Origin of the sequence: Schleiferilactobacillus harbinensis DSM 16991 (assembly GCF_000425885.1) — a bacterium.
Classification (GTDB): Bacteria; Bacillota; Bacilli; order Lactobacillales; family Lactobacillaceae; genus Schleiferilactobacillus; species Schleiferilactobacillus harbinensis.
Map to the genome: position 1 here is coordinate 1 of NZ_AUEH01000057.1, position 15,979 is coordinate 15,979.

General features: G+C 51.0%; 16 protein-coding genes, 28 tRNA genes and 3 rRNA genes. 4 read left to right on the forward strand and 43 right to left on the reverse strand.

What is annotated here, in order from left to right; genetic code table 11:
- From H627_RS0113550 to H627_RS0113595, 10 genes are all read right to left on the reverse strand, one after another.
- Positions 1-116 (reverse strand): 16S ribosomal RNA (locus tag H627_RS0113550); the annotation flags it as partial.
- A 188-nt stretch (positions 117-304) separates the two neighbouring features.
- Positions 305-667 carry a hypothetical protein gene (locus tag H627_RS0113555; protein WP_027829387.1) on the reverse strand — a complete coding sequence of 121 codons (363 nt, stop codon included), beginning with the start codon at positions 665-667 and terminating at the stop codon, positions 305-307.
- Positions 667-1,113 carry a Fur family transcriptional regulator gene (locus H627_RS0113560; RefSeq protein WP_027829388.1) on the reverse strand — a complete coding sequence of 149 codons (447 nt, stop codon included), beginning with the start codon at positions 1,111-1,113 and terminating at the stop codon, positions 667-669. The genes H627_RS0113555 and H627_RS0113560 overlap by 1 nt, the downstream gene beginning before the upstream one ends.
- Positions 1,114-1,133: 20 nt before the next feature.
- Positions 1,134-3,359 carry an LTA synthase family protein gene (locus H627_RS18455; protein WP_081674934.1) on the reverse strand — a complete coding sequence of 742 codons (2,226 nt, stop codon included), beginning with the start codon at positions 3,357-3,359 and terminating at the stop codon, positions 1,134-1,136.
- Between the two features lie 389 nt (positions 3,360-3,748).
- Positions 3,749-3,982: a YkuJ family protein gene (locus H627_RS0113570; protein WP_027829389.1), complete on the reverse strand. Its 234-nt coding sequence runs from the start codon at positions 3,980-3,982 to the stop codon at positions 3,749-3,751.
- 79 nt (positions 3,983-4,061) lie between these two features.
- Positions 4,062-5,114, reverse strand: coding sequence for a lysylphosphatidylglycerol synthase transmembrane domain-containing protein (locus tag H627_RS18460; protein WP_051225448.1), 1,053 nt, complete (start codon positions 5,112-5,114; stop codon positions 4,062-4,064).
- On the reverse strand, positions 5,111-6,157 hold the full coding sequence (locus H627_RS0113580; protein WP_027829390.1) for a glycosyltransferase family 4 protein: 1,047 nt from the start codon (positions 6,155-6,157) through the stop codon (positions 5,111-5,113). Before H627_RS0113580 ends, H627_RS18460 begins: the two co-directional genes overlap by 4 nt.
- Positions 6,154-7,341, reverse strand: a complete 1,188-nt coding sequence (locus H627_RS0113585; protein ID WP_027829391.1) for a glycosyltransferase family 4 protein — start codon at positions 7,339-7,341, stop codon at positions 6,154-6,156. The genes H627_RS0113580 and H627_RS0113585 overlap by 4 nt, the downstream gene beginning before the upstream one ends.
- Before the next feature lie 124 nt (positions 7,342-7,465).
- Positions 7,466-7,711 carry a GlsB/YeaQ/YmgE family stress response membrane protein gene (locus H627_RS0113590; protein ID WP_035441142.1) on the reverse strand — a complete coding sequence of 82 codons (246 nt, stop codon included), beginning with the start codon at positions 7,709-7,711 and terminating at the stop codon, positions 7,466-7,468.
- 170 nt (positions 7,712-7,881) lie between these two features.
- Positions 7,882-8,091, reverse strand: coding sequence for a hypothetical protein (locus tag H627_RS0113595; protein WP_027829393.1), 210 nt, complete (start codon positions 8,089-8,091; stop codon positions 7,882-7,884).
- 175 nt (positions 8,092-8,266) lie between these two features.
- On the opposite strand from H627_RS0113595, the gene H627_RS19480 reads away from it, so the two are divergent.
- A complete protein-coding gene (locus tag H627_RS19480; protein ID WP_027829394.1) occupies positions 8,267-9,022 on the forward strand; it encodes a DUF975 family protein in 756 nt (251 codons plus the stop codon).
- Positions 9,023-9,109: 87 nt separating this feature from the next.
- Positions 9,110-9,886 (forward strand): DUF975 family protein, encoded by a 777-nt coding sequence (locus H627_RS0113605; protein WP_226999244.1) that lies wholly within the window; start codon positions 9,110-9,112, stop codon positions 9,884-9,886.
- Positions 9,887-9,937: 51 nt separating this feature from the next.
- Here H627_RS0113605 and H627_RS0113610 read toward each other — a convergent pair whose 3' ends face one another.
- A complete protein-coding gene (locus tag H627_RS0113610; protein ID WP_027829396.1) occupies positions 9,938-10,531 on the reverse strand; it encodes a DNA-3-methyladenine glycosylase I in 594 nt (197 codons plus the stop codon).
- A 134-nt stretch (positions 10,532-10,665) separates the two neighbouring features.
- Here H627_RS0113610 and H627_RS0113615 point away from each other — a divergent pair, with 134 nt between their 5' ends.
- Together H627_RS0113615 and H627_RS0113620 are read left to right on the forward strand one after the other, a co-directional pair.
- Positions 10,666-11,196, forward strand: coding sequence for a DUF4179 domain-containing protein (locus H627_RS0113615; RefSeq protein WP_027829397.1), 531 nt, complete (start codon positions 10,666-10,668; stop codon positions 11,194-11,196).
- Positions 11,197-11,278: 82 nt separating this feature from the next.
- Positions 11,279-12,091, forward strand: coding sequence for an ion transporter (locus tag H627_RS0113620; RefSeq protein WP_027829398.1), 813 nt, complete (start codon positions 11,279-11,281; stop codon positions 12,089-12,091).
- 99 nt (positions 12,092-12,190) lie between these two features.
- On the opposite strand, the gene H627_RS0113625 is transcribed toward H627_RS0113620, so the two are convergent.
- The 32 genes from H627_RS0113625 to H627_RS0113780 form a co-directional block, all read right to left on the reverse strand.
- Complete coding sequence (locus H627_RS0113625) at positions 12,191-12,517, reverse strand: YrdB family protein (protein WP_027829399.1); 327 nt, start codon at positions 12,515-12,517, stop codon at positions 12,191-12,193.
- On the reverse strand, positions 12,510-12,917 hold the full coding sequence (locus H627_RS0113630; protein ID WP_027829400.1) for a MerR family transcriptional regulator: 408 nt from the start codon (positions 12,915-12,917) through the stop codon (positions 12,510-12,512). The genes H627_RS0113625 and H627_RS0113630 overlap by 8 nt, the downstream gene beginning before the upstream one ends.
- A 124-nt stretch (positions 12,918-13,041) precedes the next feature.
- Positions 13,042-13,126 (reverse strand) — tRNA-Leu (locus tag H627_RS0113635).
- Between the two features lie 45 nt (positions 13,127-13,171).
- Positions 13,172-13,242: transfer RNA gene (locus H627_RS0113640), tRNA-Cys, on the reverse strand.
- A gap of 63 nt (positions 13,243-13,305) precedes the next feature.
- Positions 13,306-13,377, reverse strand: a tRNA-Gln gene (locus tag H627_RS0113645).
- Positions 13,378-13,383: 6 nt separating this feature from the next.
- Positions 13,384-13,456 (reverse strand) — tRNA-His (locus H627_RS0113650).
- A 55-nt stretch (positions 13,457-13,511) separates the two neighbouring features.
- A tRNA-His gene (locus H627_RS0113655) sits at positions 13,512-13,584 on the reverse strand.
- Between the two features lie 21 nt (positions 13,585-13,605).
- Positions 13,606-13,676 (reverse strand) — tRNA-Trp (locus H627_RS0113660).
- 3 nt (positions 13,677-13,679) lie between these two features.
- Positions 13,680-13,760, reverse strand: a tRNA-Tyr gene (locus tag H627_RS0113665).
- Positions 13,761-13,770: 10 nt separating this feature from the next.
- Positions 13,771-13,843 (reverse strand) — tRNA-Phe (locus H627_RS0113670).
- Between the two features lie 5 nt (positions 13,844-13,848).
- Positions 13,849-13,921, reverse strand: a tRNA-Asp gene (locus tag H627_RS0113675).
- Positions 13,922-13,923: 2 nt separating this feature from the next.
- Positions 13,924-13,997: transfer RNA gene (locus H627_RS0113680), tRNA-Met, on the reverse strand.
- A 16-nt stretch (positions 13,998-14,013) separates the two neighbouring features.
- A tRNA-Ser gene (locus H627_RS0113685) sits at positions 14,014-14,101 on the reverse strand.
- A 13-nt stretch (positions 14,102-14,114) separates the two neighbouring features.
- A tRNA-Glu gene (locus tag H627_RS0113690) sits at positions 14,115-14,186 on the reverse strand.
- A gap of 5 nt (positions 14,187-14,191) precedes the next feature.
- A tRNA-Ser gene (locus tag H627_RS0113695) sits at positions 14,192-14,279 on the reverse strand.
- 6 nt (positions 14,280-14,285) lie between these two features.
- Positions 14,286-14,359, reverse strand: a tRNA-Ile gene (locus H627_RS0113700).
- A 27-nt stretch (positions 14,360-14,386) separates the two neighbouring features.
- Positions 14,387-14,457, reverse strand: a tRNA-Gly gene (locus H627_RS0113705).
- Positions 14,458-14,472: 15 nt separating this feature from the next.
- A tRNA-Phe gene (locus H627_RS0113710) sits at positions 14,473-14,545 on the reverse strand.
- Positions 14,546-14,550: 5 nt separating this feature from the next.
- Positions 14,551-14,623 (reverse strand) — tRNA-Asp (locus H627_RS0113715).
- 2 nt (positions 14,624-14,625) lie between these two features.
- Positions 14,626-14,699 (reverse strand) — tRNA-Met (locus H627_RS0113720).
- A gap of 52 nt (positions 14,700-14,751) precedes the next feature.
- Positions 14,752-14,825, reverse strand: a tRNA-Ile gene (locus H627_RS0113725).
- A gap of 18 nt (positions 14,826-14,843) precedes the next feature.
- A tRNA-Met gene (locus H627_RS0113730) sits at positions 14,844-14,917 on the reverse strand.
- 40 nt (positions 14,918-14,957) lie between these two features.
- Positions 14,958-15,031: transfer RNA gene (locus tag H627_RS0113735), tRNA-Pro, on the reverse strand.
- A gap of 4 nt (positions 15,032-15,035) precedes the next feature.
- A tRNA-Arg gene (locus H627_RS0113740) sits at positions 15,036-15,109 on the reverse strand.
- A 9-nt stretch (positions 15,110-15,118) separates the two neighbouring features.
- Positions 15,119-15,204 (reverse strand) — tRNA-Leu (locus tag H627_RS0113745).
- A 12-nt stretch (positions 15,205-15,216) separates the two neighbouring features.
- Positions 15,217-15,288 (reverse strand) — tRNA-Gly (locus H627_RS0113750).
- 9 nt (positions 15,289-15,297) lie between these two features.
- A tRNA-Thr gene (locus H627_RS0113755) sits at positions 15,298-15,370 on the reverse strand.
- Between the two features lie 11 nt (positions 15,371-15,381).
- Positions 15,382-15,464 (reverse strand) — tRNA-Leu (locus tag H627_RS0113760).
- 11 nt (positions 15,465-15,475) lie between these two features.
- A tRNA-Lys gene (locus tag H627_RS0113765) sits at positions 15,476-15,548 on the reverse strand.
- 2 nt (positions 15,549-15,550) lie between these two features.
- Positions 15,551-15,623, reverse strand: a tRNA-Val gene (locus H627_RS0113770).
- 5 nt (positions 15,624-15,628) lie between these two features.
- Positions 15,629-15,745 (reverse strand): 5S ribosomal RNA (gene rrf, locus H627_RS0113775).
- Positions 15,746-15,846: 101 nt separating this feature from the next.
- Positions 15,847-15,979 (reverse strand): 23S ribosomal RNA (locus H627_RS0113780); the annotation flags it as partial.

Genomic DNA, 15,979 nt, shown 5'->3' on the forward strand with positions numbered 1-15,979 from the left:
TTGATCGGTAATTGGTGATGCAAGCACCACCGCAAACTGACCAAACCTCGTTCGACTTGCATGTATTAGGCACGCCGCCAGCGTTCGTCCTGAGCCAGGATCAAACTCTCATTTAAAAGTTTGCGGCTCAATAAATTTACTTGCTTGCGAAATTGACATTCGCAAATGTTGCCTCAGCCGAAGCTGAGTACCGATACATTTGCGGGATTGCTTATCTTCCCGAAGGAAGATATGTGATCCGTTCGTCAAAACTTTGTTCAGTTTTCAAAGGCCTGCGCTGTAAAAAAACAGCTTAATTACTATATCATGCACACACTCGAATGTCAACATCTAATTTTTTAATTAATCGTTGCCATCCGCGTCCTGACGCACTTTCGTCGCTGTCGCTCATCACGACAACGAATAATATCTTATCAGCCCAGTCCCGCTTCGTCAACACCCTTTTTACAAGAATATGATATGTGGTTTCTGCAAATATGAACGATCTGAGTTTTTTGTTTTCTATCGTTTGCTTGTAGCAACCATCGAACCGAATATCAGGTGGCGTGTTCCCGTCGATTTCCAATAAACACTGAACAACGATTAATTCAAAAAAGATAAAAACAATTGTTGCCACGCCTTGCAGTCGAAAAAAGGCACCGGCTATTAAAGCCGGCGCCTCGTACACTACTCTGCTTTCTTCTCTGACCGCTTCTTCTGGCAGTCCTTGCAAATCCCATAGACTTCGATCCGGTGACTAGTCACAGCGAAGTCTGTAGCGTTCTCGGTGATCGTATCGATCTCGTTCAATCCAGGATAGTACATATCGAAGATTTTGCCGCATACCTGACAGATAGCGTGGTAATGGGCTGTCTCGACAAAGTCGAAATGGGACGAACTATCACCGTAAGACAACTCTTGGATCAGCCCCAACCCAGTCAGGGTACGCAAATTGTTGTATACGGTCGCGACACTCATATTGGGAAAGCGGCTGCCTAGATGATGGTAAATATCATCGGCGGTCGGATGGGAATCGGTACCCATGAGGAAGTCTAAGATCGCTTCCCGCTGCGGGGTCACCCGCGCATGGGATTTTTTCAACAACGCACTGGGACTGAGTGTCTCTGTGGCCATAGCCCTCATCCTTTCTAAAACTACTTACTGCTGGAACTGCTGCTCATACTCCACGAAGCCGAACTCTTGGCGTCGGCACTGCTGCTGCTCGCCGAACTGCTGGCCGCGGAGGATTCACTGGCTGCGTCATCGGTCGAACTGCTGCTGGCTGCGGCACCATCGGCGGTTTCGCTGTAGTTGCTGCTGCTCTTCAACTCTGGCGCGTTCGTCTTGTACTTGTCCATCGTTGATTTGTCATTATTCTTCTGGAAGAGACTCGTGGGCGATTCCTTCTGCAATTTCTTCAGCAGCGCATCCCCCTTACTCTTCTTGTAATTATAGTCGCTCTTGTCCACTTTTTTAAACCAGCTGGGCTTATAGAAACGCAGCAAATCACCAGTGATGACCTTATCTGACAAAGACAGCTCAGTTTGAACATGGTTGTTGATCTTGCCAATCTCTTCCTTCTGGGCATCGGTCAGTTTCAAAGCTTTCCCCGTGTTGGTGTCATAATACGTGGACCCGACTTTGGTGTACTTCGGTGTCACGAAGTCCCCATTACGGAAAGGCACGATCTGGTTGCGATTAGTGGCCAGCAGATCCTGACCGAATTGCACCGTATCAGTGTTCGGTACCCCAGCCAAATCCAGAATCGTCGGCAGAGCATCGATTTCGCCACCGAAAGTGGTGTTGATACCGCCCTTGAGACCAGGCATTTGGATCATGAACGGTACACGCTGATACATCGCATTGTCATAGTTGTTGAAAGAGTCCTTGTTGGTCAGTTTGGCCATTGCTTTCTTATGGTTGGCCGAAATGCCGTAGTGGTCCCCATAAAAGACAACCATCGTGTTCTTTTCCATACCGCTGCTCTTCAGCCAGCTCATAAATTCCCCGATGGCTTGGTCCAGGTAATGGGCAGTCTGTACATAACCGTCCACAGTGTTATCACCGGTATCAGTCTTGCTGATGGACTGATTCGCTTTATCCAACGGATAAGGATAGTGGTTGGTGACGGTGATCAGTTTGCTATAAAACGGCTGGGGCAGCTTCTCCAGATAGCTGGCCGACTCCAGCATGAAGATCTTGTCTTTCATCCCGTAGTTTTCCATGTAACTGGCTTTCTTGGGCAGATAATTCGTACTGAAGAAGAAATCGTATCCCCAAGACTTGTAGGTGTTATCCCGATTCCAGAAAGACGGCACATCGCCATGGAACGCGGCAGTCGTATAGCCCTTCTGATCAAAGATCGCCGGAGCGGCCTGGAAGGTATTGGTCGTACCATATTGCACCATGGCAGGACCTTCCGGCAAACCGAACAGTGAATTTTCCATCATCATTTCAGCATCGGCAGTTTTACCGGTCCCGACCTGGTGGAAGAAATTGGAGAAGGACAGCGTGTCATTGGCGTGATAGATCTTATTCAGGTTCGGGGTAACTTCCTGCCCATCCCATTTAAAGTCAATCAGAAACTGCTGGAACGACTCCAAGTGGATGACGATGATATTCTTACCCTTCGCCTTGCCGTAATACTCCGTGTTCGGCCCGACTCGGCTGGTCTTTAAGTATTTCAGCACACTCTTCATGTCCGAGCTGTCTGCCTTATTACGAACGGCACTGGTTTGCGCCGCCTTTACACTGTCGTATACCGTGTAGGCATTGAGCCCAAGATATTTAACAATGTAGTTATTATCAAAGGTCCGCGTGAGCAATCCGCTGCGGTCATTTTGGGCCATTGTCAGATTCAACCCGAACAAGGCTAAAGCAAAGGCCGTAACGGTTAAAGCATAGCGAATCTTTAACGGATGCACATCAATACGGATCACCTTGAATGCCAGCAGCAGAATCAGAATAGCCACATCTAGGAATAGCAGAAAATCCGACGCTTTGGTAATACCGACAATACTGGTGCCTAAGTTGTTTGAAACCGCCCCGCTCCCTTTGATCAAGTTGATGCCCAGAAAATCGGAAAACTCGCGGTAGTAAAGGGCATTAGCGAACAGCCACATGGACGTCAGCAGGTCGATCACGATCATCACAATGTAGGACTTGCGCCCTTTCATGTACAAGGCAATGCCGAACAGGAGGAGCGTGGTGGGCAGCGGGTTCAATACCAATAGCAGGTATTGCATACCGCCCTTGACGCCGAGATTGAATTTTGTCGTGTAGGCATACACTGTCTTGATCCAAAACAGCACGACCGCCAGCAGAAAGAAGCCCCACCGGGAATTAAAAAAACGACGTGTTGCGTGTAACGCATTTTTCATCAGATGTTCCTCCACGCTCGATATTTAAAGTAATGGTGCATAATCTTTACAGTCTGTTGAAATTGTACCTGAGTGCGCACTGATTGACAACGTATCTGCCCATCAGGTACACGAAGTTAAAGCATTTTTTAAGGGTCCGCGGGGGCGGGGGCCTCCCCTCTTAAACGGGCTTCGGCCGACAGAAGCTAGGGCGCCAGCCTCCCCCTAAACGGGCGAAATCGACCAGAAGCTAGGGGATAGTGTCGGGAAGGCAAAAACCCAAAACCGGGGTTTGTGCCCTCCCGACACTATCCCTACGCTTCTAACCGGTCGATTTCGCCCTCTGCATACAAAAAAACTGGAACGATGTGACGTGTCCCAGCTATTGTGCCCGTGGCTCGCCAACTTGTTTAGTCGTACAACAGGTCGTAGATTTCCATGGCGACAAGATCAATGTTATCGAATTGGAATGATTGGTGCGCGTCGAACTCTTCCAACATAAACGAATCGGAAGCGGGATCGTACGTCACGGCACACTTCTCGGTACCGTCAATCTCAAAGCGACGGGTCCGTTCTTCTTGGCCGTCTTCTTTGATCATGGCGTCCAGGCGATTAATGATCGCTACTAATTGTGAGCTTTCCATGCCCATGCCCCTTTCACTTCAGGCTTCATTGTCAGTTTAACAAATGTCAGGGCACATGTGGAGATAAATATGCATGTTTTTAGGCATTATTATCGACTTCGGCCGTTTTTCTTTTATCCACCTGAGCATCCTTGTGCGCTGGTACAGCCAGCATGACCACCCCAGAGAACATCCCGACATAGTAAGTGATGAACCGCCACAGCAGCATCCCCAGCACTAATTGCGAGGCATTGGGGATAAAAGCAGCAAACAGAGTCCGGAAGCTGTACTCGGCACCGCCCGTCCCGCCTGGGATGGGGAAGATCGAGGTGATCATGACGATCATCACGTGCATCGACATCACGCTGAACGGATTGGCATTCGTTTGCCCCAGCGCCAGCAAGATGAAGTACGGAATACTATAATAAATCAATAATTGGACCATGGTCAAAATAACTGCTTTGACCACCCGTTTCTTTTCTTGCTTCAATCGCTGGCTTTCTTCGTAAAACGTATCGATCTTGTGATCTAACGTCGTCATCAACTCGTTAAAACGAGCCGCCGACATGAACCAGCCCACGGGCTTCATTACGATTTGCAAGAGCCGCTTGGTGAACCGATACCAGAACATGATCATCAGCAGCGTGGCAATCGTGAACAGATGGGTCACAAAACCCAGGAGGATCAGCCAGGCGATCCCGGAAAACTGCTGAGCGACAGCAGAAAAGCCGACCACCATGGTCAACACGAAGTTCACGAGGACTGCCAGCTGATAGATGATGAACTTCATCAACAGCAGTGAACTGGACTTGCCCGCTTCAACACCGGACTGCATCATCGCAATCAATTCCGCCGGCTGACCACCGGAGGAGAATGGTGTAATACTGTTGAACAGCTGCTCGATAAAGGGTACGCGCACCGCGTTGTGATAACTGAGGCGGGTGTTCTCATCATTTGTCAGGACCTGCATGATCACGCCTTCGATACACAGCTGACCAATCATAATGATTACCGCAAACAGCAGCCACCACCAGTTAAGATGAAGCAGATCCCGCCAAAAATGGGCCATATTGATGGTCCGTAATTCGAAAACCAGGATACCCATGCTGAGCACGAGCATGATGAAAAATGCGAGTTTGTTTTTTCGACTCATGGTGTCCTTCTTCGTGTCCGTTGACCGAGAGCGGCTTGGGTTGTGTAAAATTTAGACCAAATGCCCGCCAGGCGGTCTTCAGAATAGTATTGGGCCGCCTCAACGGCTTGTGCCCGCCAAGGGGCCAGAGCACTCGGATCAGCCGCCACACGGGCGAGCTGCGTCGCCATCTCAGTCACGTCAGCGGTTGGGATGTAGCGATTGTTGATGATGGCGTGATACAAAGATAAATCCCGCAGCATCACCGGTACCCCGCAGGCAAAAGCCTCCAGGACCGACATGGGGAAAAGTTCATCATAGCTGGGCAGCAGGAACAGATCGGCGACATTGTAATAATCCCGCATCTTTTCCCGGGGAATAATACCCGTGAAGGTCAAATTCTGAGGTGCATTGTCGATCGCCTTTTTGAACCCCTCATACCCGTCCGTCAAGCGGCCGAAGGAGAACCCCCCAGCCCAAATGAACTGCACGTCCGGATGGGTCTGAGCCAGGGTAATAAAATCCCGCACCCCTTTGCGTTCCTGCACTTGGCCATTGCCGAAGACGACAAACTTGCTGGCCGGAATTCCAAGCTGTGCGCGCAGCGTTTGTTTTTGATCCGGGGTGTACGCATAGAAATCCTGCTGGGATACGAAGTTCGGGATATATTCCACTGTACTGGCGGAGATACCGTAGTCCGCTAACTTTGGAATAAAACTGGGATTAACAACCACCAGCTGGTCCATCGCCTTATAAAAAGCAATCACGTACTTATAAAACACCTCATCCGCCGGCCACGGAATCGACAGCGACCCTTTCAGCGTCTCCGGCAAAAAATGCACGTAACCGATCCGCCGCCCCCGTTTTTTCTTATGCATCGTCAAGAAAAATTGGGGGTCGATCGTGTGATAGTGGCTGATGTCGCTGGCACTATAATCATTCACCCGTACGTCAAACTGATCGGGAAAATGACGTTTCAGCAATCCCATCAGCTCCGTGTAGGCACTGCCGACACCCTGCCCCGCGACCTTCGTCGCCGAGGAAAACATGTGAATCTTAATCATTCAAAAAACTCCCCATCTTCGTCTTCGTCATAAACCATTGATGCATAGTGAACTTCGGCCGTCCGGTAAAATGACAGCACCTGCTCACCGAAATGGTCAGCTGAAATATCATAGAGCTTGCGCTGGCGTGTTGTTTCATCGTCAAAAGCGTGCGGGTGGCGCAAATATTCCACCGTGGCCCGAACCATTTCCGGCGTGTCGCTGAACGTGATCCCCAACGACGGATCGTCAAACAGACTGTTGGTGTATTCGCCCGCCCGGGTAACGACTTTCAAATTAGCTGCCAACGCCTCAATATAGGTCAAGCCCTGTGATTCGGTATCAGAGGCCGACACCAGCACATTGGCCATGTGGTAATAATCGTTCACATGGGTGTGGGGTACCTCACCGGTGAACAGCACATGGTCCGCCACGCCCAGGTCCTCAGCCTGCTGCTTCAAATCGTCCAAAGCGGGGCCGTCGCCGACGATCATCAACACCGCCTGGGGCACTTGGTCAAGAATTTGGGGGAAAGCGCCAAGGACAATATCAATTTTCTTTTCATATGCCACTCGGCTGAGGGACAGCAGCACCGGCGTGTCCGGGGCCAAATGCCACTTTGCCCGCAAATCCTGCTGGGGCTGCTGCTCGTATTGACTAAGATCGACACCAGTGGGAATTACCCGCATGGGAATCTTGATGCCGTACCCGATCAGCGACTCCCGGGTCTTTTCACTGGGACAAATGACGCCGTTCATGTTGGCCAGATACGCCCGCATATACTGCTTCACGTGGTAAGGCCGCAATAAATGACCGTTTAAGACGTAGTGCAGGTAATTTTCATACATTGTGTGGTACGTATGCACCGCCGGGATTTCTAACTGCTTAGCAACGTATTTGCCCAGCAAACCTAAAGAAAACTCCGTTTGCGTGTGAACGATGTCCAATTTGAGATCCTTGGCCACTTCCACTCCGCGGATAAAGCCGCCCACGGCAATGCGCCGATCCGTAAAGGAGACGAAGGGAATACTCGAAAACCGAAATACATTGGGTTCCACGGCGTCCTTCGCCACATGGGGATCCGTTGTCGTGAAGATGTAGACAGAATTCCCCCGCTTCTCTAAATTTGTGGCCAGGGTCTTAATTGAAGTAGCTACCCCGCTCACCTGAGGGAAATAACTGTCTGTAAATAACCCAATGTTCACGTGCTTGTCCTCCTGCTTCATTGACTGTGTAACCGTTTCCTACTGTACAAAGCTAACTATACAATAGCATAACATGGAAAAAAAGGCGGTGAAAGCCGCCTTTCAGCATTGTAAGAAGAAACGATCAGCGCCGGTCAACGAAGAAAGACACCACGGCGACCACGATCACCGCGCCGATGATGGCGGGAAACACCGCCATGCCGGCGACGTGCCAGCCCCAGTGGCCGAACAACGCCTGGCCGACCCCAGCACCCACCAGACCAGCCAGAATGTTGGTCACACAACCCATTCTGTCGCCGCGCCCCGTGATTCCGCCGGCAATCGCGCCTACGATGGCGCCGACAATTAAGACCCAAATCCAATGGAACATGGTCAGTTCCTCCATTCTGGCTGTTCGCCAACTTGTTAATCCGATTATAGCAAGGCCGCCGCCAGCAAAAATGGCACCAAAGACCGAATTATAAAGCACCCCAAGGCGGATAAAAAGGCCAGGTTCCCGGAAACGGGTCCTGACCTAGAGAAATTTCTTAAAAGAATTAGCTACAACCAGCCATTATCCATCAGCTGATGCCGCGGATTCATTGCCAGCCACAGTTGCGATTGCTGGATGCGGTGCAAGATCCGCAGATACAGCGGATCGTCTTCCTGCTTAGGCGTCAGGAACACCCGGGTGATATGGCCATCTTCTTCGACCCCGTAAATCGTTTGGCCCTGGATCGATACAATTCTTACTGGAATACGTTGTGTCATTTCATTCACCTCGTTTGCTTGATTGTCTTTACTATACCGAACGCAAGTAAAAAATCTGTCAGTAAACCGTGAAGTTTTTGCGCCATCTGCTAAAGAAAGATTTAAGCCAGTCGTGTGAAAATGCTTGTCCCGGCTAGACCGCATCGATATAATAGCGACCAGGGAGGGATTCGTGATGCACATTGATCGTTCAGAAATTAAAGGGATAGCAAAACGCAAACTCCGTCACCACGTGGGTCAAGGTTTCATGATTGGTCTCCTGCCCCTGATCATTCTCGGGGTGATGATTTTTCTCGCTGTCCTGAGCTGGCAGCAGGCCACCCATCAAATCATGCACGTTGACACACTGGCCAACCGGCTATTGTGGCCGACTTCTGTCCATTTAGGCAATACCCTGGCTGAAATGCTGCTATCATTAGCCGCCGATATCGTCACCGCCAGCACCAGCTTGGGTTATCTCTATTGGCTGCGGCAGAAAGAACCAATCACGCAGCCGTTTCGTCTCGGCCTGCTCGGCTTTTCGCCCCGCTATTTTCCGCTTTTCATTCTGACCTACATGACGCTTTCCGTGATTAATTATTTTCCGCTGGGGCTGCTGCCTACCGCTAAGGGGTGGTTTGCAGCACTGTATCTGGTCTTAGCCGTCGTCATAATCATCGTCGGCCTGGGCCTTTCCCAGGTGTATTACGTCGCCATGGATCTGCGGGATAGCGGCCATGGCAATATCTTAGCCGTTCTGCGCATCAGCTGGCAATTAATGAGCGGGTTCAAGTGGCAATACTTCGTTCTCCAGCTGAGTTTTATCGGCTGGAACTTACTTGGCGCTCTGCTCCTCCCGCAAATTTGGATTGTCTCTTACCAGCAGCTGACCTATGCCGCTTTTTACGAAAAATTGCGGGACTATAAGCCGGAACTGCTGCCGGCCCGGTGAGATTTCCGGTTGCGCGCATTGACCGGTCCAGTGAACTTCGGTAGAGTTGGTCAGTGGAAGAAAAGGAGGTCGATTTTATTGCAAAGTATGCATATCGATCGTGGTCAATTGAAGAATCAAGCGAAGGAAAAGCTCCATAAGCATTGGGGTGAAGCCATTTTGGTCGGTTTCTTGCCCATTGCAATCATGTTCATCGTGGTGATCGTCACCATTATCGGCGCAATGGCGGTCGTCAATACCCAACCAGATAACATCAAAGCATTGCAATCCAGCGGTACCTTGATGACTCAGACACTATTCTCCAGCAGTGTCGGCGGCGGTACCAATCTCACCGATCTCATTGTTATTCTCCTAGCCGGGGTGATGGGTGCCAGCACCAGTATCGGCTTTCTCACTCTGTGGCGCCGGGAACCGCGGCAGCTTAACCCGTTGCTGCGCAGTTTGATCGGCTTTCGGCCGGAATATATCGGCGGTCTGTTGGTTGCTTATATCGTTATTCAACTGATCGACAGTATCCCCACTTTATTGGGTCTGATCAATAATCCTGCCATTAATGTAATCAATTTTGTGCTCCTTTTCGTACTCCTCGTTGTGGATATTGGTTTATCCCAGACCTTCTTAGTTTGGAAGGACCTGCGGGATGCGAATAAGGGCGGTGCCTTAACTGCCATCCGGATCAGTTGGCAATTGATGGCTGGTTTTAAGTGGCAGTATTTCGTCATGAAGCTCAGTTTCCTGGGCTGGTGGATACTCACCTTCTTACTACTGTTTATCCCCTATTTTTGGCTGTATCCATATCAGTCGATGACGTATGTCGGCTTTTACGATGCTCTAAAATCGCGCAAACCTGAATTATTCGCCTAGCTTAGGCAAGCAAATACCCTGCCGCTGTAATCCAGCGGACAGGGTATTCTTTTACGCAAATTCAGGCTGTAAGCGGCTGGTTTCCGCAAAACAGCAACACCCAACCAGGTGATCATTGACTACCCCGGCGGCTTCCAGCCAGGAATAGATGATCGTCGGGCCGGTGAAGGCAAAGCCGCGTTTTTTCATATCCTTGGCAATTTGAACCGCCAAGGGCGTTGTCGTTGGGACTTCATCAACGTGATGGTAATGCCCCACGATGGGTTGACCGTGAACGTAGCCCCAGAGGAACTCGGCCAGCGTGGTGCCATTTTGGTGCAGATCCTGGATGACTTGGGCATTGTTGATGATGGCTGCAATCTTGCGCCGGTTGCGAATGATTCCGGCATCAGCGAGCAGCCGGCTTTCGTCCTCCGCGGTGAAGGCCGCGACTTGATCCACTTGGAAATTGGCGAAGGCTTCTTTGAAAGAAGCCCGCTTATTCAATACCGTTTGCCAACTCAGCCCGGCCTGCATCATTTCTAGCGACAGTAATTCAAATAAGGCCCGCTCATCCGTCAGCGGCCGGCCCCACTCTTGGTCATGATAGGCCAGCATCAGTTCGTTTCCGGATGTTGCCCAAGCACAGCGTTGAACCATTTTCATCACTCCTTGTCTTTCCTACCTGATTACATTACGCATTTCTGACGCTTTATTGCAAGGTGTTTTGCCAATTGGCCAGCATGGTATAATAAGCGGTGCTTTTTAGTCACTCCGGAACACAGAAAGAAGGATATTCGTTGAGCACTTCTCGTCAACAACGGCTCCACCCAACCAAGCAGAAAAAGCGGCGCTGGCCGAAAGTCTTGATTGGTTTTCTCATTGTCGTCGCGGTCCTTGTGGGCCTGGTCATTGCCTTTCCGTTTCAAACAAATAACGCACTCCGCAGCGCCATGGGCGGCCGCGACACACCGGTGGATACCGCCGCTAAGAATGAATTGATCAAGAAATTAGACAGTACCAAGACCGGCAGTGTGGCCGGGGACGAATTGATTTCCGAAGCCGTTTCCCGGCTGCGCAACACGTCCATGCAGCAAGTACGGGACGCTGCGCAATCATCATCGGCGGCGGCCAAGCTCATTCAACAGAATACAGGCTTGTCAGACACTCAGGCGCAGGCGCTTAGCAGCTTTGTCTTCAGTCACCCGCAATTCAGCGGCATGCGCACCGCGGTCGCTGACGGCGACTGGCTGCAAGCCTATCGCGAATACCAGCAGCTCACCAGCAGCGGCGATATGGCCACCCTGCGCAGCGATATTCAGGGACAGTAAAGAGTAAAGAATCAAGGGTTTGCCGCCGGTGAGCGGCAGGCCTTTTTTTGCGGCTTATGCCGGCATATCTGGGGAGGAACATATGCAACAGAAAAGATTGAAACGTGCAGCGGCTCTCGCCAAACGATACTATACCGTGGCTTTTGCGCTGCTGGCGATCATTTCCATCATCTTGATCGTTCTAGATTACATGGGCCGCATCGATATTGATGCCTGGCCTTATGCCCTGATTGATAACGGCATCTTGATTGTTTTTGCCATTGACTACATCTGTCGATTCATTAGGGCAAAGGATAAATGGCACTTTTTCAAGCACAATTTAATCGACCTGCTCGCCATTATTCCGTTCAATTATGCTTTCTCGCTCTTTCGGTTCGCCCGCATCTTTCGGTTAGTCCGACTGACGCGGCTGTTTCGCTTAACCCGTTTCGCCCGCTTGGCTGGTATCATTGGGATGCTGACCAAGAAGCAGCATGCGTTTCTTCATCGCAGCGGCCTCATTTATTATCTTTGGCTTTCGCTGGCATTGATCCTGGTTGGCGCCGGCATCTACTCAATTACCGAAGGCACAAGCTACGGCAACTCCGTCTGGTGGGCTATCGTGACGGCCACGACAGTTGGCTATGGAGATATTTCACCCCACACGATTCTAGGCCGAATCACCGCGGTGATCTTGATGTTCAACGGAATTGGGTTGATCAGTGCGCTGACCAGTGCCGTCACGATGTATCTGGCCAGTGACGACCCGGATACTGGCGCACCCCAAGCGATGTCAATTGCCGACGAGATACGGCAGTTTCACGATTTGGCCGACGATGGCATCATTACGGCGAGCGAGTTTGAACAACAGAAGCGGCGATTGCTGGCGCTGCATCAAGCTGATCGGGAGGACTGAACTGATTGGCTAAAGTTGCTGACTCAATCCGGCAATTTTAGTCAAGAACTCTACCCGCTGCTGGCAAGTCAACTGAGAGCGTCGCTGGGTGTCAATTCATTAGCGGACCCCGTGGGTCAACAACAAGCTGACGAGTACCACTGCCCCGTAGCTCAGTGCCAATCGGGTTTGGCCGATTGCAACAGCAGCCATCGCCGTGCCGCCAAACAGGACGATTTCTGCGATGAGCCGTTGCCACTCCACCAGCTGAAATGGCGACCTGGGTGCCATCCAGCGCCCCCAGGCGAGCAGCACCGCAATCGGGAGCGCAACGCCGCCAATTAACCGGCCAACCAACGAAGGAGAATGCCAACCCGCCCAAATGAGCAAGCTGACAGTCGTAATTTCGACCAGGAACCGTAAACTGTCAATTAATGATTTAATCATCCAGCTCATCCACTTTATTGATCAAGTCGTTGACCTGTTGCGGATTCTTGGTTGGTTTTTCGATTTCTTGACTGATGCGCTCCAGTACGGTCAGAAGACCCTGGTAGAACCGCGCTTGCGCAGCGGCATCCGTTCGTTTCGTCTGGATAAAGGCAAGCGTCTCGCCGCGACACTCGGCCGTGATTGGCCGCTGCTGCAAGGCAAGTACCTGTTGGCACTCGACTAGGCTTAGCCCTGCCCGCTTCAAATTGATGATCACTTTTGCTGTCGCAGCGTCCGTCTGATTGTAGCAGCGGTAATTGCCTGGTGTCCGGGCGGGGATTAATAATTGTTTCTTCTCGTACAGACGCAGGGTATCCTTTGATAACCCAGTCTCTTCCGCAAATTCTTGAATGTTCATGCAACCATCTCCTTTGGGTGGTGTAAGCATAGCATTAGACCGGGGTCGAAGGTCAACCGGGAAGAGTAATTTCAATCAACGGCTGACGGCAAAAAAAAAAAGAAGCCATCGCTTCTCTTCGTAATACCGGTGATCGGGGTCGAACCGATACGCCCTCAACGGGCACGGGATTTTGAGTCCCGCGCGTCTGCCAATTCCGCCACACCGGCATAATAATTATCAGTAACACTGTGATACTTGGCCTTTTAAGGCAAAGGCGGTAACCGGATTTGAACCGGTGATGAAGGTTTTGCAGACCTCTGCCTTACCACTTGGCTATACCGCCACCAAGGAACAAATCCTCAAATATCTTACCAGATCATGATGATCGACGCAAGAAGTATTTGAATTGGGATAGCTGGATTCGAACCAGCGCATGATGGAGTCAAAGTCCATTGCCTTACCGCTTGGCTATATCCCAGTAAAGGGCGGTATGTGGGTCTCGAACCCACGCATGCCGGTACCACAAACCGGTGTGTTAACCACTTCACCAATACCGCCATAAGCATAAATGCACCAGGAAAGCACTGCGGCAAGATCAAACACTCGATCAAAGGCGGTATGTGGGGATCGAACCCACGCGTGCCGGTACCACAAACCGGTGTGTTAACCACTTCACCAATACCGCCATCAGTGCTTACTGGGACAACAGGGATAGTAGGAATTGAACCCACACCGACGGTTTTGGAGACCGTAGTTCTACCTTTAAACTATATCCCTATATGGAGGAGAAAGGATTCGAACCTTTGAACCCGAAGGAGCGGATTTACAGTCCGCCGCGTTTAGCCTCTTCGCTACTCCTCCAACAGATAAATGGCGCGGGACGGAATCGAACCGCCGACACATGGAGCTTCAATCCATTGCTCTACCAACTGAGCTACCGAGCCATTAACGGTCCCAACCGGATTTGAACCGGTGATCTCCTGCGTGACAGGCAGGCGTGATAACCCCTACACCATGGGACCAATTGCGGGAGTAGGATTTGAACCTACGACCTTTGGGTTATGAGCCCAACGAGCTACCAGACTGCTCCATCCCGCGATAATATTAAGTTTAAAGGAGGATGTGGGATTCGAACCCACGCGTGGTTTCCCACCTGACGGTTTTCAAGACCGTTCCCTTCAGCCGGACTTGGGTAATCCTCCAAATGTCTAGCCATGACCCGTACGGGATTTGAACCCATGTTACCGCCGTGAAAGGGCGGTGTCTTAACCACTTGACCAACGGGCCGACAACGGAGAAGGAGGGATTTGAACCCTCGCGCCAGTTTCCCGACCTACACCCTTAGCAGGGGCGCCTCTTCAGCCACTTGAGTACTTCTCCAAAAAATGGGCCTAAATGGACTTGAACCATCGACCTCACGCTTATCAGGCGTGCGCTCTAACCAGCTGAGCTATAGGCCCAAAACATGAATCACTAATCGGGTGCAAAGCGGGTGACGAGAATCGGACTCGCGACTACAGCTTGGAAGGCTGTCGTTTTACCACTAAACTACACCCGCATGATCTTAGTGATATGGCGCGGGACAGAATCGAACTGCCGACACATGGAGCTTCAATCCATTGCTCTACCAACTGAGCTACCGAGCCATTAACGGTCCCAACCGGATTTGAACCGGTGATCTCCTGCGTGACAGGCAGGCGTGATAACCCCTACACCATGGGACCAATTGCGGGAGTAGGATTTGAACCTACGACCTTTGGGTTATGAGCCCAACGAGCTACCAGACTGCTCCATCCCGCGATAACGTTAAAAAGTATAGCATACTACATGACCTAAATCCATCTGGGGTAGATGGACCTTGTAGGACTCGAACCTACGACCGGACGGTTATGAGCCGTCTGCTCTAACCAACTGAGCTAAAGGTCCAGGAAGCTCAAGTCTTAATAGCGGCGGGGGGGATCGAACCCTCGACCTCCCGGGTATGAACCGGACGCTCTAGCCAGCTGAGCTACACCGCCATAGTGTAATATGAAGCACCGGTATTGACTAATGCCGGTATCGGGAAGACAGGATTTGAACCTGCGACCCCCTGGTCCCAAACCAGGTGCTCTACCAAGCTGAGCCACTTCCCGATGATGCACCCAGTAGGAGTCGAACCTACAACCTTCTGATTCGTAGTCAGACACTCTATCCAGTTGCGCTATGGGTGCGTCATTGTATGCCGAGGACCGGAATCGAACCGGTACGGTGATCACTCACCGCGGGATTTTAAGTCCCGTGCGTCTGCCAGTTCCGCCACCCCGGCATTATACAATGAAGCGGAAGACGAGATTCGAACTCGCGACCCCCACCATGGCAAGGTGATGTTCTACCACTGAACTACTTCCGCATGAAAAAGTGCCGACTAGACGATTCGAACGCCCGACCCTCTGATTACAAATCAGATGCTCTACCAACTGAGCTAAGTCGGCAGATTGACGCATGCGGGTAAAGGGACTTGAACCCATACGTCCAAAGGACACTAGAACCTAAATCTAGCGCGTCTGCCAATTCCGCCATACCCGCGACATGGTCAATGAGTCGTGACAGTCTCGAACTGTCGACCCTCTGATTAAAAGTCAGATGCTCTACCAACTGAGCTAACGACTCAATGGAGGCTACAGGGCTCGAACCTGTGACCCTCTGCTTGTAAGGCAGACGCTCTCCCAGCTGAGCTAAGCCTCCATTAAGAACAGCAGCGTCCTACCCTCGCAGGCAGTTTCCCACCAACTACTATCGGCGCTGAGAAGCTTGACTTCTGTGTTCGGCATGGGAACAGGTAGTTCCTTCTCGCTATCGCCACTGTACTTAAATTTGAGAGTTTGTTCTCTCAAAACTGGACATCATGAAGTGTCTTTCTTCGAATCACCAATGTGACTCTTTGAGGTGCGTACCTTCCGGTACGCTCTTGGTTAAGTCCTCGACCGATTAGTACTGGTCCGCTCCACCCCTCACGGGGCTGCTACTCCCAGCCTATCTACCTGATCATCTCTCAGGGGTCTTACTTCCTTAAAGGAATGGGAAATCTCATCTCGAAGGGG

Coding starts and splice junctions, on each gene's coding strand:
- H627_RS0113595 (WP_027829393.1), bottom strand. CDS start 8,091: ATGACACAACGTATTCCAGTAAGAATTGTATCGATCCAGGGCCAAACG.
- H627_RS18460 (WP_051225448.1), bottom strand. CDS start 5,114: ATGAGTCGAAAAAACAAACTCGCATTTTTCATCATGCTCGTGCTCAGC.
- H627_RS0113610 (WP_027829396.1), bottom strand. CDS start 10,531: ATGAAAATGGTTCAACGCTGTGCTTGGGCAACATCCGGAAACGAACTG.
- H627_RS0113605 (WP_226999244.1), top strand. CDS start 9,110: ATGCATATCGATCGTGGTCAATTGAAGAATCAAGCGAAGGAAAAGCTC.
- H627_RS18455 (WP_081674934.1), bottom strand. CDS start 3,359: ATGAAAAATGCGTTACACGCAACACGTCGTTTTTTTAATTCCCGGTGG.
- H627_RS0113560 (WP_027829388.1), bottom strand. CDS start 1,113: ATGGCCACAGAGACACTCAGTCCCAGTGCGTTGTTGAAAAAATCCCAT.
- H627_RS0113580 (WP_027829390.1), bottom strand. CDS start 6,157: ATGATTAAGATTCACATGTTTTCCTCGGCGACGAAGGTCGCGGGGCAG.
- H627_RS0113625 (WP_027829399.1), bottom strand. CDS start 12,517: ATGATTAAATCATTAATTGACAGTTTACGGTTCCTGGTCGAAATTACG.
- H627_RS0113620 (WP_027829398.1), top strand. CDS start 11,279: ATGCAACAGAAAAGATTGAAACGTGCAGCGGCTCTCGCCAAACGATAC.
- H627_RS0113570 (WP_027829389.1), bottom strand. CDS start 3,982: ATGGAAAGCTCACAATTAGTAGCGATCATTAATCGCCTGGACGCCATG.
- H627_RS0113590 (WP_035441142.1), bottom strand. CDS start 7,711: ATGTTCCATTGGATTTGGGTCTTAATTGTCGGCGCCATCGTAGGCGCG.
- H627_RS0113630 (WP_027829400.1), bottom strand. CDS start 12,917: ATGAACATTCAAGAATTTGCGGAAGAGACTGGGTTATCAAAGGATACC.
- H627_RS19480 (WP_027829394.1), top strand. CDS start 8,267: ATGCACATTGATCGTTCAGAAATTAAAGGGATAGCAAAACGCAAACTC.